Origin of the sequence: Psychrosphaera ytuae (assembly GCF_017638545.1) — a bacterium.
Classification (GTDB): domain Bacteria; phylum Pseudomonadota; class Gammaproteobacteria; order Enterobacterales; family Alteromonadaceae; genus Psychrosphaera; species Psychrosphaera ytuae.
Map to the genome: position 1 here is coordinate 1,421,457 of NZ_CP072110.1, position 14,535 is coordinate 1,435,991.

The following is a 14,535-nucleotide window of genomic DNA, read 5'->3' on the forward strand; positions in this document are numbered from 1 at the left end:
GAGACAGTGACTATCCCCCTCTCCCAAAGCCCACTACTTTGGGTCTCCAGCCACAGTAACCTCTTTACTGTGGCTTTTTTTTGACTGCGACTCTGGTGCAAAATTAATCAATCAAATCAGTGTGTTGATCCCGTGCATATTTCTTAGCGTACGCTATTCTAATAGACATCCAGTGCGTTAATTTTTTAGGAAAATCAATGTCCATCATAATAGGTTTAAGTGCTTGTTTAGCGGGCCAAGAGGTTAGATTTGATAAAAGTCACAAAAAGTCGAACTTCGTTATGAACGAACTCGCCCGTCATGTCGAATTTAAAACCTTTTGTCCAGAGGTCGCTATCGGTTTACCTATCCCAAGACCAACGATTCGACAAGTTATAGACAATGGCGTCATTAAAGTATGCCGACCAGATGGCTCAGGAGATGTAACCGAAGCGCTTGCTGAGTATGGCCAAAAAGTTGCCAAAGCGTCTGGTGACTTAAGTGGGTTTATTTTTACCGCTAAAAGCCCAAGCTGTGGCATGGAGCGAGTCAAAATTTATCACATCGATGAAGATCACAAAGCGACAGGCAGTGAAATGACGGGAGTCGGCATGTTTGCCAAACAAATCATGGAGCACAACCCAGCATTGCCTTGCGAAGAAAATGGCCGACTCAATGATCCCAACATTCGCGAAAACTTTGTACAGCGAGTGTTTGCCTATGACGACTGGAAGAAAAACGTCGAAGCCGACCTGACCAAACACAATATTTTGCAATTTCATGCAAGACATAAGTACATGCTCCTAAGCCATAGTCAAAAGGATTATAAAGAGCTAGGTAACTTTTTAGGCACAAGTGACTTACCAACCGAAGAGCTAGCATCACACTACATAGTAAACTTTATGATTGCGTTGAAAAAAATCGCCAGTCGTCGAGCTCATGCAAACACACTAATGCACATCCAAGGCTATTTCAGTAAGCATATGCAAAAAGAAGAAAAAGCCGAGTTAACCGAACAAATCGAACAGTATCGACAAGGCTTGGTTCCGTTGATGGCCCCTTTGACATTGCTCAAACACTACCAGCGCATTCATCCTAATGAATACATCGGCAATCAAAGATACCTTGACCCTTACCCTGCGGATTTGCGCTTGCGATACGGATTATAACAATGAATATTATATGGTTTAGAACGGACATTCGACTGGACGATAATCCCGCGCTTGAGGCTGCTATAAAAGACAGTTTAGCCAATAACCGGGCCGTTAAAGCACTGTTTATTAGCACTCCAGAACAATGGAAAAAGCACGATCGAGCTGCAATTCAAGTGGATTTTCTTGAGCGACATGTCCAACTTGTCGCAGACAAACTCACAGCCCACGGGATCGAATTTGAACTAGCTCACTGCAAAGATTTTTCAGAGCAAGTTGAGCTTATCGTAGAGCTCTGCCAACGCGATAACGTTGTGGGCTTGTACGCTAATGCAGAGTTAGAAATCAACGAAGTAAAAAGAGATGAGCGAGTTCGCGACCAACTCTTGGGAACTGAGTTTTTTACCTTTGAAGCAGATGTGGTTGCCAGTAAGGGTGAGGTCCGCAACAAACAAGGTGAAATGTACAAAGTCTTTACTCCTTTTAAACGAGAGTGGTTGTCCGTAGTTATCAATCAAGGCTTTGCGTTAGCAGATTCAAAACGCGCACTGATTGAATATCAAAGCTCCGATTTAGCCAATGGGGATATAAAGTCCCCAGACATAGTATTTGAGGCCGACAAAGTGGACTCGAGTGCTTGGCCACTCGTGACAGAGCTTCGCACAGAGTTAGTCCCGGATTTTTATCAAAAAATTGCTCGATACGGCGAAGATAGAGATATCCCATCTATCAACGGTACCTCTAAGCTATCACCATACCTAGCAATCGGTGCGGTAAGCCCCAAACGCTTAGTATTCCAGCTGATGCATAACGTGCCTAATATTTTGGACAACCAAAGTGTTGCTGAGTTTGCCTGGTTAAATCAAATTATTTGGCGCGACTTCTATCGGCATCTATTGTTCCACTTCCCAGCGCTGTGCAAGCACAACAACTTTAACGACAAATATGACCGTTTAGACTGGCCTAACAACCCGTTTTTATTTAAAGCGTGGAAAGAAGGCAAAACCGGTTACCCTATCGTCGATGCTGCCATGCGACAGCTTGTTCAAACTGGTTGGATGCACAATCGCTTGAGAATGATCGTCGCAAGTTTTTTGACCAAACATCTATTGATCGATTGGCGTTTAGGCGAAGCATTTTTTGCTCAGCACTTAATTGATTACGACTTGGCCAACAACAATGGCGGTTGGCAATGGGCTGCGGGCACCGGCTGTGACGCACAACCTTACTTTCGAATATTTAATCCGATAACCCAAAGCCAAAAATTTGATCCTGAGGGCACTTTTATTCGTAGCTATTTACCTGAATTAAAAAACTTTTCGAATAAAGATATTCACTTTCCGCACAAGGTGTTAAAGGCGGAAAAAAGTAATGTTTATTGGCCTGCGATAGTCGAGCACAAAACAGCTCGAGAAAACGCATTAGATTTTTATAAAAGTAGCGAGAAATAACAAGATGTCTTCCCCGACGACTTATTCAGCCAGCGACGAGGTCCCTTATCAACCGGACTGGTTGCGTACCTATGTTAATACCTACAACGAACTTCACGCCGGCAACCTAGATCGATTGGCTGAGATTTATCAAGACAATGTGGTGTTTGTCGACCCCGTTCATAAAATCGAAGGCCTTAACCAACTTCAAGACTACTTCAATAACTTATATCTCAACATGAACCAGTGCCAGTTTGTCATCACCAACACTGTCGCTAATGGCCATCAAGCCGCAATTTATTGGACAATGACCTTCAGTCACAAAAAAATAAAATCTGGTCAAGATGTCGTCGTAGAAGGGCACAGCCTACTTAAAGAAACCGAAGGTAAAGTCGTATACCAACGAGACTATTTTGATGTCAGCAGCATGGTTTATGAGCACGTGCCAATTATTGGGTCCATCATTAAAGCGATTAAGAGCCGAATTGGCTAACGAGTTACAGCTTAGCAGCCGCCCAACAAGCGATGCACTGAGGAGAACACCATGAGTAAACGAGTATTGATCACAGGCGCAACGTCTGGAATTGGTAAAAGTCTAGCCGAGCTCTACGCTGGCAGAGGCCATAGCGTATACGCCTGTGGACGTAACCAAGAAAAGCTCAATGAGTTAGCTCAACACGGTGGAATTGAAGCGCTTCAATTTGACCAGCTCAATACATCAGAAGTGAAGTCGGTACTGGCAAACTTAGACCCGATTGACATTGCAATTTTAAACGCAGGTGATTGTGAATACATAGATGATGCGCTTAACTTTGACGCAGATTTATTCAAACGTGTTATCGATATCAACCTGACATCGGTGGGTAGTCTATTGCAACAGATTTTACCGCAACTCAATCGCGAAACCGACACCGCACAATTGGTTTTAGTTGGGTCATCGGCCTCCATGGTTCCGTTTACTAGGGCACAAGCATACGGGGCTTCAAAGGCCGGAATCGCTTATTTAGCAGATTCATTGTACATCGATTTACAGCCTCACAATATCGATGTATCTCTGGTGTTACCTGGGTTTATAAAAACCCCTTTGACCGATAAAAATGATTTTTCTATGCCGTTTTTGATGACCAGTGACGAAGCCGCAGAACGTATTTACCAAGGTATCGAAAAGCGCCAAAGACATATCGCTTTTCCCAAGCGACTAATCTGGTCACTCAGAGTCGCTAAATGCTTACCCGCCAAATGGTGGCGAAAAATAATGCTTAACAGTGATCAGAACTAACCCTGATTTGGAACGATTTAACTAGGATATAAAATGAAAAAAGTAGCAGTAATAGGATCGGGGATCTCAGGATTAACAACCGCCTACTTATTGAATCAGCAACACGACGTCCAAGTGTTTGAAGCCAACGACTATATCGGTGGTCATACCGCTACAATAGATGTCCAACACAATGGCAAAGATTACAAGATTGACACAGGGTTCATCGTCTTTAATGACAAAACGTATCCGAATTTTTTAAAATTACTCGACCAACTCGGCATGGACAAACAAGCAACTGAAATGAGCTTTAGCGTTCACAACCTATTAAGTGGTTTAGAGTACAATGGTAACAACTTAAATACCTTATTTGCGCAGCGTCGCAATATCGTCAATCCAAAATTCTGGTCTCTTATCCGCCAAATATTAAGGTTTAACAAGCAGTGTAAGTCACTTTATGAGAACAAAGCGATTCAGCCAGGCGTCAATCTAGGTGACTTCTTAAAAGAGCATAACTACAACGACTATTTTGCTCAAAATTATATTTTGCCAATGGCCGCCGCAATTTGGTCGTCGAGCCTCAACCAAGTTAAGCAGTTTGAGCTAAAGTTTTTTATTCAGTTTTTTTACAACCACGGTCTGTTAAACATTCAAGATCGTCCACAGTGGTATGTGATCCCTGGAGGCTCCAAAAGTTACATTGAGCCACTTGTCAGCCAGTTTAAAAATCCTGTGCAGCTCAATAGCCAAATTCAAACAGTCGAGCGCAACGAGCACAATGTTACTTTGGTGTTTACCGATGGCGAGCGCCAGTCATTTGATGAGGTGGTGTTTGCTTGTCATTCCGATCAAGCGTTGGCACTGCTAGCGACACCAACAGAAGCAGAACAAGATGTATTAGGTAGATTGCCCTATGTAAACAATGAGGTTGTCCTGCATACCGACACCAATATGCTCCCGAAACGTGAATTGGCCTGGGCAAGCTGGAACTATTTGTTATCGGAAGACCAAGACGCCCTTGCAACACTGACCTACAACATGAATATTTTGCAAGGAATAGAGTCTGATACTACTTTCTGCGTGACCCTAAACAAGTCAGACGAGATTGACCCAAACAAAGTATTAAGACGCTTTAACTACGCACATCCGGTCTTCAGCACTGAGTCACAAAAAGCTCAACAAGAACGCAGCAGGATCTGCGGTCACAACCGTACCCACTTTGTCGGTGCGTATTGGTACAACGGTTTCCATGAAGATGGAGTACGAAGTGCGGTCGATGTCGGAAAACGATTCGGGTGCCAGTTATGATCCCAGATGAATTTAATAGTGGCATATACAAAGGCATAGTCCGCCATCGCAGGTTTAGTCCTAAAGTCCACCAGTTTGGGTACAACATGTATATGTTCGCATTAGATCTCGACGAGGCACCTACCCTATTTAAGCGCTTTGCGTTAATAGGTGAGCGTTGGTTTAATCCATTTAAAATAACCAACAAAGATCACTTTGGCTCAACCAAACACACTATTAAAACATCTGTAATCGACAAATTAAAACAGCTGACACTTACGAGCCCATTATCAAAACAACAGCAGTTCGAAAATGGGTGTAAAAATGACGAATTGAAAATAGTCATGGTGACCCAAGCGCGTTGCTTAGGTGTTTATTTTAGTCCTATCAATTTATACTTCTGTTATCACGGACATAACACTCGCAAAGACAAGTGTATTGCGATGCTCGCTGAGGTGAGTAATACACCTTGGAACGAAAAACACTATTATCTCATCGATGTCCCAAAACAAAATGAGCGCTGCGAATTACGTAATCCTAAAGCATTTCACGTGTCACCTTTTATGCCAATGGATATGGATTACGTTTGGAAAATCACCCCTCCAGCCAAACACCTCAATGTCCACATAGAAAACTGGCAACACCCAGATCAGCAAAGTGGGACAGGTCAATATAAAGTCTTTGACGCCACTATGACGTTGAAAAAACAAGCGTTCACGTCAGCAAACTTAACCAAGTTATTGATCAAAGTTCCTATGATGACCGTAAAGATTAGTGCAGCTATTTATTGGCAAGCCGCAAAGTTGTTCGCCAAAAGAGTACCTTTTATAGGTCATCCGGGAACCACTTCGCCGAATACCGCAAAATAGCGCTATAGTTAATTGAATCACATAACAAAATTAAGTTTTTAATAGTTAAATACGAGATGTAAACCAAGGAATTACGATGGAAAAGACAGCCTCGACTATCAGTGCCGACAAGCCATTGAACACGAGCTTTGCGAATAACCTTTATCAGAAACTAGTGTTTACCGTGTTGCGTCGCATCACTGGTGTGGGCATTACGATTCGCGATATGAGCCAGCAAAACGAAGCGACCAAACCATCCGTTCACTTTTTTGGGGAAGAGTCCGCTAGCCTCCAAGCCCAAATAGACATTCACGATGCCAATGTCTATAAATCACTGGCAACCGGAGGCAGTATCGCCGCGGCCGAGGCTTATATTGATAACCAATGGTCTAGCCCAAACCTAACAAGGCTGATTGAAGTGTTCGCGGTTTGCCAACAACAGCTTGATGAATTAGAAAAGCACATGTCTTGGTTTACCAAACTGAAAAATAAATTGTTTCACAAGCGTAACAAGAACAGCCAAAGCGGCTCTAAAGAAAATATCTTAGCCCACTATGATCTAGGCAATGACTTATATACTCGTTTTTTAGATCCTGAAATGATGTATTCAGCCGCCATCTATAGTGAGGATGCAGACAATCTTGATGCTGCCCAGCTTAATAAGCTCAACCTTATTTGCCAAAGGCTAGAACTGAAAGAGTCTGATCATTTAGTTGAAATTGGCAGCGGTTGGGGTGGCCTTGCCATTTTTGCAGCTCAAAACTACGGCTGTAAGGTAACTACAACGACCATATCTGATGCACAGCACGACTACGCTCAAGCTAGGATCAAAGACCTAGGTCTAGAAAATAAAATCACCTTATTAAAAGAAGATTATCGAAACTTAACGGGTGAGTACGACAAACTCGTATCTATTGAAATGATCGAAGCCGTTGGTTTTGAGTATTACAGCGAATTTTTTGGAAAGTGTAATAGTTTGTTGAAATCCGGCGGTAAAATGCTTATCCAAGCAATCACAATTGCCGATCAGCGCTTTGATCACTATCGCAACAATGTCGACTTTATTCAGCGTTATATCTTCCCAGGCGGATGCTTGCCAAGCATTGAAAAAATGACCACTCACTTGCGTAAAGACACAGATATGGTGCTACACGAATTACACGACATTGGTTTGGACTATGCGAAGACCCTAAACGAATGGCGTCAACGCTTTAACGACAAGTGGCCAGAGCTGACTCAGTTTGGTTTTGACGATAAATTTAAACGCCTTTGGAACTACTACCTTTGTTACTGTGAAGGGGCATTTTTACAGCGCGCTACAAGTACTGTCCATTTTGTCGCAAGGAAATAATTCTTCCCTTGCCAAAAACCCAAATTAGTCATTAAAAAAAGAAGCCACGGCTTCTTTTTTGTTATCTGATAAAGAGTTAGCATGCTAACCTTAAAGAAGGTCGCAATCGGCTTGCGACTTTCACTCAAAACCGTCTACGTTTAACAGTAATTTTTTAAAAGGAAAAACATCAAAGGTGAGCACCATTAACAGCCAATTACTTTTCACATTTTTATTATTGGCCATTGCATGGATAGCCAAAATTGGTCTGATCAAAATCATCAACCGCAACTCTGAGGCCAAAAGTACCGACAAACGCATTCATATCAATACCGCAAAAAATGCGGTCAATATGATCTTTATTATTGCTTTGTTGATGCTTTGGAGTAACGAACTTCAAAACTTCGCATTATCTATTGCCGCGTTTGTTGTTGCTATCGTTCTTGCTACCCGTGAACTTATTCAGTGCTTCATTGGCTTTTTGTATATCAGCTCCACCAGTCCTTTTAGAGTCGGTGATTGGATTCAAACAAACCAATCCTTTGGCGAGGTAGCCGCAACAGACTGGGCGAAAGTAACTGTGTTAGAGATCAACTCAGAAACATATGCTTACACAGGTAAAACCATATTTTTACCTAATAACCAATTGATGACACAGCCCATCAAAAACATGAATTACATGAAACGCTATACCAACCATAGTTTTTCAGTGGTTATGGATGGACTGCAATTAAATCCACACGATTTGGTTAAGCCCCTTATCGAAAAAGCATCGAGCTATTGCTTAGGGTTTGCGGATGTTGCAGAGCGCTACAACAAATTAATAGAAAATCGTCTTGGGGTTCAAATTTCAGGTCCTGCACCGTCGATTCGAATCCAATCAACTGACATTGGTAAAACCGCATTTGTATTTACGGTATTTTGTCCGACAAGCAAAGCCAAACAAATTGAGCAGTCACTCAACAAAGAGTTTTACGACTTGTATTACCAACTGTTGCAAAACAAAAACAAAGCGCCAGAAATAGCGTCTACCTCTGAGGAAGAAACAATCAGTGGTTAATAAAGAACAACGAATTGAAATTCTTGAGGAACTTCAAGAGAGCCTACAAGCAAAAAACGACGGTGTTAGCTCTGCTCTGTTACCTAGATTAACCGACGAGTTTCAAGTAGATGACTGGGCTTGGTTACTAGAAAGTTTGACCAATGAGCAACGTATCATCATATGGCCACAACTAGAAGGTAAAGAGACCAGTTCGATTCTTGCAGCGATGCGAGATGACGCTCGACAACAGTTTGTTAGTGGTATTTCATCAAAAGAACTATCCAAAGCGCTAGCAGATAGTACCGCAGAAGAAGCCATTGAGGTTATTGATGTTCTTCCGCAAAAAGTCGCGACTCGACTTATTAAGCGGATGACCAAAGAGACCCAAGCTCACATCAAAGCGAACTTGAATTACGACGAGGATCAAGTCGGTCGTTATGCCAACCATGACGTCTACACAATTCCAACTGGATTAAGTGTTGGTGAATTACGTGCAGAGCTCAAAAGCAATGACTTACCAGACTATACAGACTCATTTTTGATCGTCGATGAAGACAATAAGTTATTAGGTGAAATCACCATTAACGAGTTGTTTAGCGCAGAGCCGGAAGAAGGCGTGATGGGCCTGAGTCATTTTCCCGAGCAAATCATCAAAGCAGAAGATGGCTTGCTCGATGCCTCTAACCAGTTAAAAAACACCAACAAGTCGATGTTACCTGTGGTGACCGAGCACGGTGAATTATTGGGTCGATTTGACGTCAACGACGCCTTGATTGTATTTCAACAGCACTATGAAGAACAGATCGCTCACTTAGGTAAAGTCAGCGACGAAGACTTATTTGCTCCGGTTTTACTCAGTGCTCGACGCAGAGCGGTGTGGCTAGGTATTAACCTAGCTACTGCATTTTTGGCATCTTTTGTCATTGGCGTGTTTGATACTGTACTGGCCGAGGTTGTAGCCTTAGCGGTATTAATGCCGATTGTCGCAAGCATGGGTGGTATTACCGGTAGCCAGACTTTAACCCTAACTATTAGAGGGTTGGCCACAGGTCAATTAGGCGATGCCAACATCAGCTTATTGCAAAACAAAGAGCTAAGAGTCGCTAGCCTCAATGGGGTGCTATGGGCGGTATTAGTCGCGGTTTTAACGGGACTTTGGTTCGAAAACGCGATGTTATCAGGAGTCATAGCCATAGCACTGGTAGTCAATATGCTCGTGGCTGCCTTGTTTGGTATTTTGATCCCTGTTGCATTAGATAAATTAAATATCGACCCTGCATTGGCGGGCTCTGTTATTTTAACTACGGTTACAGACGTCGTTGGATTTTTTGTCTTTTTAGGCTCTGCATCTTTGGTATTGATATAACCGAGCAAACATTGCAAACGAATAGCGTCTACATACAAAAACGCAGCTCTTTCTTTGGAGCTGCGTTTTTTTATACGTGATAAGTTAGACCCATTAGACGGTGGGTTTGTCTTTCAAGCTTGCCTTTAAGACTAAAAAGCCAATTACTCCGCTGATTAACGAACCAACAATGATGCCCAGACGCTCGTCAAACAGTAAGTTCACGCCCGTTTCTTCAAACGCCAAACCACCAATAAACAGTGACATGGTAAAACCAATACCACAAAGCGCTGCGGTACCGTACAAAGACATCATATTCATCCCTTTAGGCAGGGAGGCAAGACCCAGTTTGATAGCAATAAAGCACAAGCCAAAAATACCAACTTGTTTACCGATTATAAGGCCCAAAGCAATCCCCACAGGAACGTTGTGAAAGACTTGTTCGATGCCAACACCAGTTAAGTTAAGACCCGCGTTTGCAAAAGCAAAAACCGGTAAAACAAAAAATGCGACCACGGAATGCAAGTCGTGTTCGAGCTCTTTTACAGGCGAGAAATCGGGGTTTTCTTTACTTCGCATAGGAATAAACATGGCCATTACTACACCTGCGAGAGTCGCATGAACGCCAGATTTTAAAGTCGCCACCCACATGACGATACCGATGAAAATATATGGGCTGTACGACACCACGTTCTTTTTGTTTAACCAAGCCAGTAATGGTAAGCACAACGCCACCACAATCAACGCCCCTAGGGATATTTTTGAGGTATAGAAAAAGGCAATGATCAATATCGCTCCGATATCGTCGAAGATTGCCAATGACGTCAAAAACACCTTCAGAGCAACAGGCACCCGAGAGCCCAGTAAAGTTAAAACACCAAGGGCAAAGGCAATATCCGTTGCGGCTGGAATAGCCCAGCCTTGCACAGCCACAGGATCATCGTGATTAAAATACACATAAACTAAGGCTGGCAATGCCATACCACCGATCGCACCTACGCCCGGTAAGATAATATTTCGTTTATCCGACAATTCTCCTTCCATTAGCTCACGCTTTAACTCAAGGCCAACTAAGAAAAAGAACACCGCCATCAAGCCATCATTTATCCAAAGTAGTAAAGGCTTAGCGATATGCAACGCACCCACTCTGACTTCCACAGGGGTTGATAAAAACAGTTCGTAATGCTCAACAAGGGCAGTATTTGCGCAGATAATGGCTAATATTGCAGATAAAAACAGTAAAATCCCGCCTGAGGATTCCATTTTGAAAAACTGGCGGATAAAACTGTGGTCAGTCTGGTTCATGTTTGCTCTCAAAAATTCAAGGGTCAATAAATAGTATAACAGTGAGACTATCTCACTATTATTCTTACAAATTTAGTCGATAATACTCGAACTGGGAAAAATATTGTATGACTACAATCATTTGCATAATGATCTAAACTCAGACCTTTGTTAAAATGTCGTGCAATTTAAGCGCTTTGACTACTAAAGAGAAAACGATGAAGAGAGTTGCTATTGTCATGGGCTCACAGTCCGATGGCCCAACCATGAAACACGCCGCCGACATGTTAAATCGATTCGGCATCGAATATCACGCCGAAGTTGTCTCCGCCCACCGCACTCCTCACCTCCTCCAAGAATTTTCAGAAACTGCCGCCGACAAAGGATTCCAAGTTATTATTGCTGGCGCTGGTGGTGCTGCTCACTTACCAGGCATGATTGCCGCTTATACACACCTTCCAGTCCTTGGTGTACCGGTAAAATCGAGTAAGTTAAGTGGCGTTGATTCTTTGTATTCTATTGTTCAAATGCCTAAAGGTGTTGCAGTAGGTACGCTTGCAATTGGTGAAGCGGGTGCAGCAAACGCAGGATTACTAGCGGCTCAAATCATTGGTTTGAGTGACCAAGATGTCAGCGAAAAGATCAAACAATTTAGATCAGAACAAACTCAAGACGTATTAGAAAATCACAAACTAGACTTTTAAGACGGAAACCCCAATGGCTCAGTCGTACTTTTCAGACACTTCAATTGTAAAAAGCGAATCCGATTTGATCGTTATTCTTGGACACGGTCAACTAGCTCGAATGATGTATTTAGAAGCCACTCAACTTGGTCTCAACATTGTCGCAGTCAATGCTAACACCAAGGAAGTCGTAAATCCTGTCAACAAGAGCGTATTGCCGCTTTCCGTTGATGAAGCTTTTTCTGCGGCAGTTGCGATAACCTCTGAGTTTGAACACTTGCCATTGGAATTAGTCGAAAAGGCAGAAGCGACAGGTAAATTTTTACCCAATGCCAAAGCCATTGCTGCAGGCGCTGACCGTATCGTCGAAAAACAGTTATTAGCCGGGCTAAACATAAATAACTGCCAACACGTGATTATTCGTCAACTCGATGATTTGGAGATAGCCAAAGCCGAATTAGGCGAGCGCATAATCCTAAAAACCAGCCGAGATGGTTACGACGGATATGGCCAATGGCGTATTTTTTCGGACCAAGACTTTGTCAATATTAAACAAGAGTTACACAGTCATAACTTCGACAAAATGCCACTCGTTGCAGAGCGTTGTATCAACTTTCAACGAGAATTATCTTTAATAGGTATCACCGATAAAAACGGTAACCATTTATTTTATCCGCTGACTGAAAATCACCACGCCGACGGCCAATTGGTTTTATCTATCGCTCCCGCACCTAAAGTCACTCCAGAGTTACAGCAAAAAGCTGAAATTGCTTACAAAAAGATTTCTGAGCAATTAGATTATTGTGGTGTGCTTGCTATTGAATTTTTCCAAGTGGGCGAAGATTTGTTGGTTAATGAAATTGCGCCTCGCGTCCACAACTCAGGTCACTGGACTCAACAAGGTTGTGCCACCAGTCAGTTTGAAAACCACATTAGAGCGGTAGCGGGCTTCCCTTTAGGCTCAACTAAGGTACTTTCACCCGTCGCTATGATCAACTATGTCGGTCATGCGAAACCGAAAGCAGACCTGTTTGCAGTGCCAAATGTTCACTTACACTGGTACGATAAAAGCGTGCGCCCAAAACGCAAAATGGGCCACATCAATGTTGTTGGTAATACCGCTGAACAACTATTGCAAACAGTTAGGCAAGTTAAAGCCTTTATTCCAGAAGGCTTAGCAAAAAACTTGGCACCTTTGTTAAATCAATAATTAATTATTAATGGGGTAGAAAACGCTAATGGACAAAATCATTCACGGCCTTAAGAAGTTTCAAGAAGAAGTATATCCAATTCACAAGGATAGGTTTGAAGCATTGGCAGATATGCAAGATCCGGATGTGTTATTTATCACCTGCTCGGATTCGCGAATTGATCCTAACTTGATCACACAGTCGAATCCTGGTGAGCTATTCATCTGCCGCAACGCCGGAAACATTGTACCGCCACACTCTCATGAAACCGGTGGTATGACAGCTTCTATCGAATATGCCGTATCGGTATTAAAAGTTAGACACATCATTATTTGTGGCCACAGCTCATGCGGTGCAATGAAAGCCGCTATGGCACCAGATAGCGTCGAATCATTACCACACGTAAAAGTGTGGATTGATCACTGCCGCGCCGCAAAAGAAGCGGTTGAACACCGACACGAACACCTTAACGACGAGCATCTTGACGAAGTCACAAAACAAAATATTGTTTTGCAGATGAATCACTTAAAAACACATCCATCGGTCTTTTCCCGATTGAGTACTAAAGAAGTGCAAGTTCACGGTTGGATGTACGACATCAAAACCGGAAACGTCGAAATCTATGATGAAGATAAAGGCGAGTTTGTTGACGCATAGTCGGTTTGTAATTTACACAAACAATTAGGTAAATGGCGTTAACGCTAACCAATATGAAACCACAATTACACCCAAGAAATCGCCATCAAGTCATTGATGGCGTAGCTTATCACTTTGACGAGCTTTGTAAGGCAAACCCGGATCTAAATCCGCACGTCACAACGTTAGACAACCAACATAAAACAATAAACTTCTCAGACCCTAAAGCCGTAAAAGAACTCAACAGAGCCCTATTGTTAGCCTATTACAAGGTGGACTTTTGGCAGTTGCCTGATCAGTTTTTGTGCCCGCCCATTCCCGGCAGAGCGGATTATATTCACCACCTTGCTGATTTGTTGGCAGAAGACAACCAAGGTCAATTACCTAAAGGTAAGCGCTTTAAGGGTATCGATATCGGTACCGGAGCCAACTTGGTTTATCCAATTATTGGCCGCAGTGAGTATCAGTGGTCATTTGTAGCCTCGGATGTAAACCCTACATCAATCCAATGTGCCAAAACCCTGATTCAAAGTAATCGCTTGCTAAAGAGCGACGTAAAGTTGGTAAGTCAATCATCCCCTCAGCACTTTTTTAAAGGTGTGATAAAGGCAGATCAAGAGTATGCCTTTAGCCTATGTAACCCACCGTTTCATAAGTCTGCCGAAGAAGCAGAGCAAGGTAGCCAACAAAAACAAAAGAACCTGCGTCGCAATCAACATTTAAAACAACATAAATCCTCTCACGGTCTAAACTTTGGTGGACAAAACAGTGAGTTATGGTGCCCGGGTGGTGAGGTTGAATTCGTATGTAATATGATTGAAGAAAGTGTCTTGTATCAGCATCAAGTGGTATGGTTTTCTAGTTTGGTTGCCAAAAAAGACAGCCTCACTGCAATCAAGGCCCAACTGGCTAAAATAAAGCCGGCCAAAATAAAAATCATTCAAATGGGTCAAGGCAGTAAAATCAGCCGATTTGTCGCCTGGACTTTTAAAACCGAACTCGAACGTCAACAGTACTTTAGCCAACGTCGTCCCACTTAAGTTTTATGGTCGACGTTGCCAATAACAACAAC

The 14,535-nt window shown here is 42.7% G+C and carries 14 protein-coding genes; 13 read left to right on the forward strand and 1 reads right to left on the reverse strand.

Features of this window, described 5'->3' with window-relative positions:
- The first annotated feature begins 197 nt into the window (after positions 1-197).
- The 9 genes from J1N51_RS06210 (at position 198) to J1N51_RS06250 (ending at position 9,691) form a co-directional block, all read left to right on the forward strand.
- The gene (locus tag J1N51_RS06210) at positions 198-1,148 is read left to right on the forward strand and encodes a YbgA family protein (RefSeq protein ID WP_208833068.1); all 951 of its coding nucleotides are present in this window, start codon (positions 198-200) and stop codon (positions 1,146-1,148) included.
- Positions 1,149-1,150: 2 nt separating this feature from the next.
- Positions 1,151-2,581 (forward strand): deoxyribodipyrimidine photo-lyase, encoded by a 1,431-nt coding sequence (phrB, locus tag J1N51_RS06215; RefSeq protein ID WP_208833069.1) that lies wholly within the window; start codon positions 1,151-1,153, stop codon positions 2,579-2,581.
- A gap of 4 nt (positions 2,582-2,585) precedes the next feature.
- On the forward strand, positions 2,586-3,053 hold the full coding sequence (locus J1N51_RS06220) for a nuclear transport factor 2 family protein (RefSeq protein WP_208833070.1): 468 nt from the start codon (positions 2,586-2,588) through the stop codon (positions 3,051-3,053).
- Between the two features lie 51 nt (positions 3,054-3,104).
- Positions 3,105-3,839, forward strand: a complete 735-nt coding sequence (locus J1N51_RS06225) for an SDR family NAD(P)-dependent oxidoreductase (protein ID WP_208833071.1) — start codon at positions 3,105-3,107, stop codon at positions 3,837-3,839.
- A gap of 33 nt (positions 3,840-3,872) precedes the next feature.
- Entirely contained in the window at positions 3,873-5,126 is a 1,254-nt protein-coding gene (locus tag J1N51_RS06230; RefSeq protein ID WP_208833072.1) for an NAD(P)/FAD-dependent oxidoreductase, read from the forward strand.
- Positions 5,123-5,974 carry a DUF1365 domain-containing protein gene (locus tag J1N51_RS06235; protein ID WP_208833073.1) on the forward strand — a complete coding sequence of 284 codons (852 nt, stop codon included), beginning with the start codon at positions 5,123-5,125 and terminating at the stop codon, positions 5,972-5,974. Before J1N51_RS06230 ends, J1N51_RS06235 begins: the two co-directional genes overlap by 4 nt.
- A gap of 76 nt (positions 5,975-6,050) precedes the next feature.
- Positions 6,051-7,304, forward strand: coding sequence for an SAM-dependent methyltransferase (locus J1N51_RS06240; protein ID WP_208833074.1), 1,254 nt, complete (start codon positions 6,051-6,053; stop codon positions 7,302-7,304).
- Between the two features lie 175 nt (positions 7,305-7,479).
- The gene (locus J1N51_RS06245; RefSeq protein ID WP_208833075.1) at positions 7,480-8,343 is read left to right on the forward strand and encodes a mechanosensitive ion channel family protein; all 864 of its coding nucleotides are present in this window, start codon (positions 7,480-7,482) and stop codon (positions 8,341-8,343) included.
- Positions 8,336-9,691 carry a magnesium transporter gene (locus tag J1N51_RS06250; protein WP_232842875.1) on the forward strand — a complete coding sequence of 452 codons (1,356 nt, stop codon included), beginning with the start codon at positions 8,336-8,338 and terminating at the stop codon, positions 9,689-9,691. The genes J1N51_RS06245 and J1N51_RS06250 overlap by 8 nt, the downstream gene beginning before the upstream one ends.
- 93 nt (positions 9,692-9,784) lie before the next feature.
- Here the strand turns inward: J1N51_RS06250 and nhaA are convergent, their stop codons facing one another.
- Positions 9,785-10,975: a Na+/H+ antiporter NhaA gene (gene nhaA, locus J1N51_RS06255; RefSeq protein ID WP_208833076.1), complete on the reverse strand. Its 1,191-nt coding sequence runs from the start codon at positions 10,973-10,975 to the stop codon at positions 9,785-9,787.
- Positions 10,976-11,172: 197 nt separating this feature from the next.
- Between nhaA and purE the strand changes: the two genes are divergently transcribed.
- The 4 genes from purE to rlmF are packed head-to-tail and all read left to right on the forward strand — an operon-like array spanning position 11,173 to position 14,503.
- Positions 11,173-11,658 (forward strand): 5-(carboxyamino)imidazole ribonucleotide mutase, encoded by a 486-nt coding sequence (gene purE, locus J1N51_RS06260; protein WP_208833077.1) that lies wholly within the window; start codon positions 11,173-11,175, stop codon positions 11,656-11,658.
- A gap of 13 nt (positions 11,659-11,671) precedes the next feature.
- Positions 11,672-12,847 carry a 5-(carboxyamino)imidazole ribonucleotide synthase gene (locus J1N51_RS06265; RefSeq protein WP_208833078.1) on the forward strand — a complete coding sequence of 392 codons (1,176 nt, stop codon included), beginning with the start codon at positions 11,672-11,674 and terminating at the stop codon, positions 12,845-12,847.
- Between the two features lie 28 nt (positions 12,848-12,875).
- Positions 12,876-13,484, forward strand: coding sequence for a carbonic anhydrase (locus J1N51_RS06270; protein ID WP_208833079.1), 609 nt, complete (start codon positions 12,876-12,878; stop codon positions 13,482-13,484).
- 32 nt (positions 13,485-13,516) lie between these two features.
- Positions 13,517-14,503 carry a 23S rRNA (adenine(1618)-N(6))-methyltransferase RlmF gene (gene rlmF / locus J1N51_RS06275; RefSeq protein ID WP_232842876.1) on the forward strand — a complete coding sequence of 329 codons (987 nt, stop codon included), beginning with the start codon at positions 13,517-13,519 and terminating at the stop codon, positions 14,501-14,503.
- Positions 14,504-14,535: the final 32 nt, after the last annotated feature.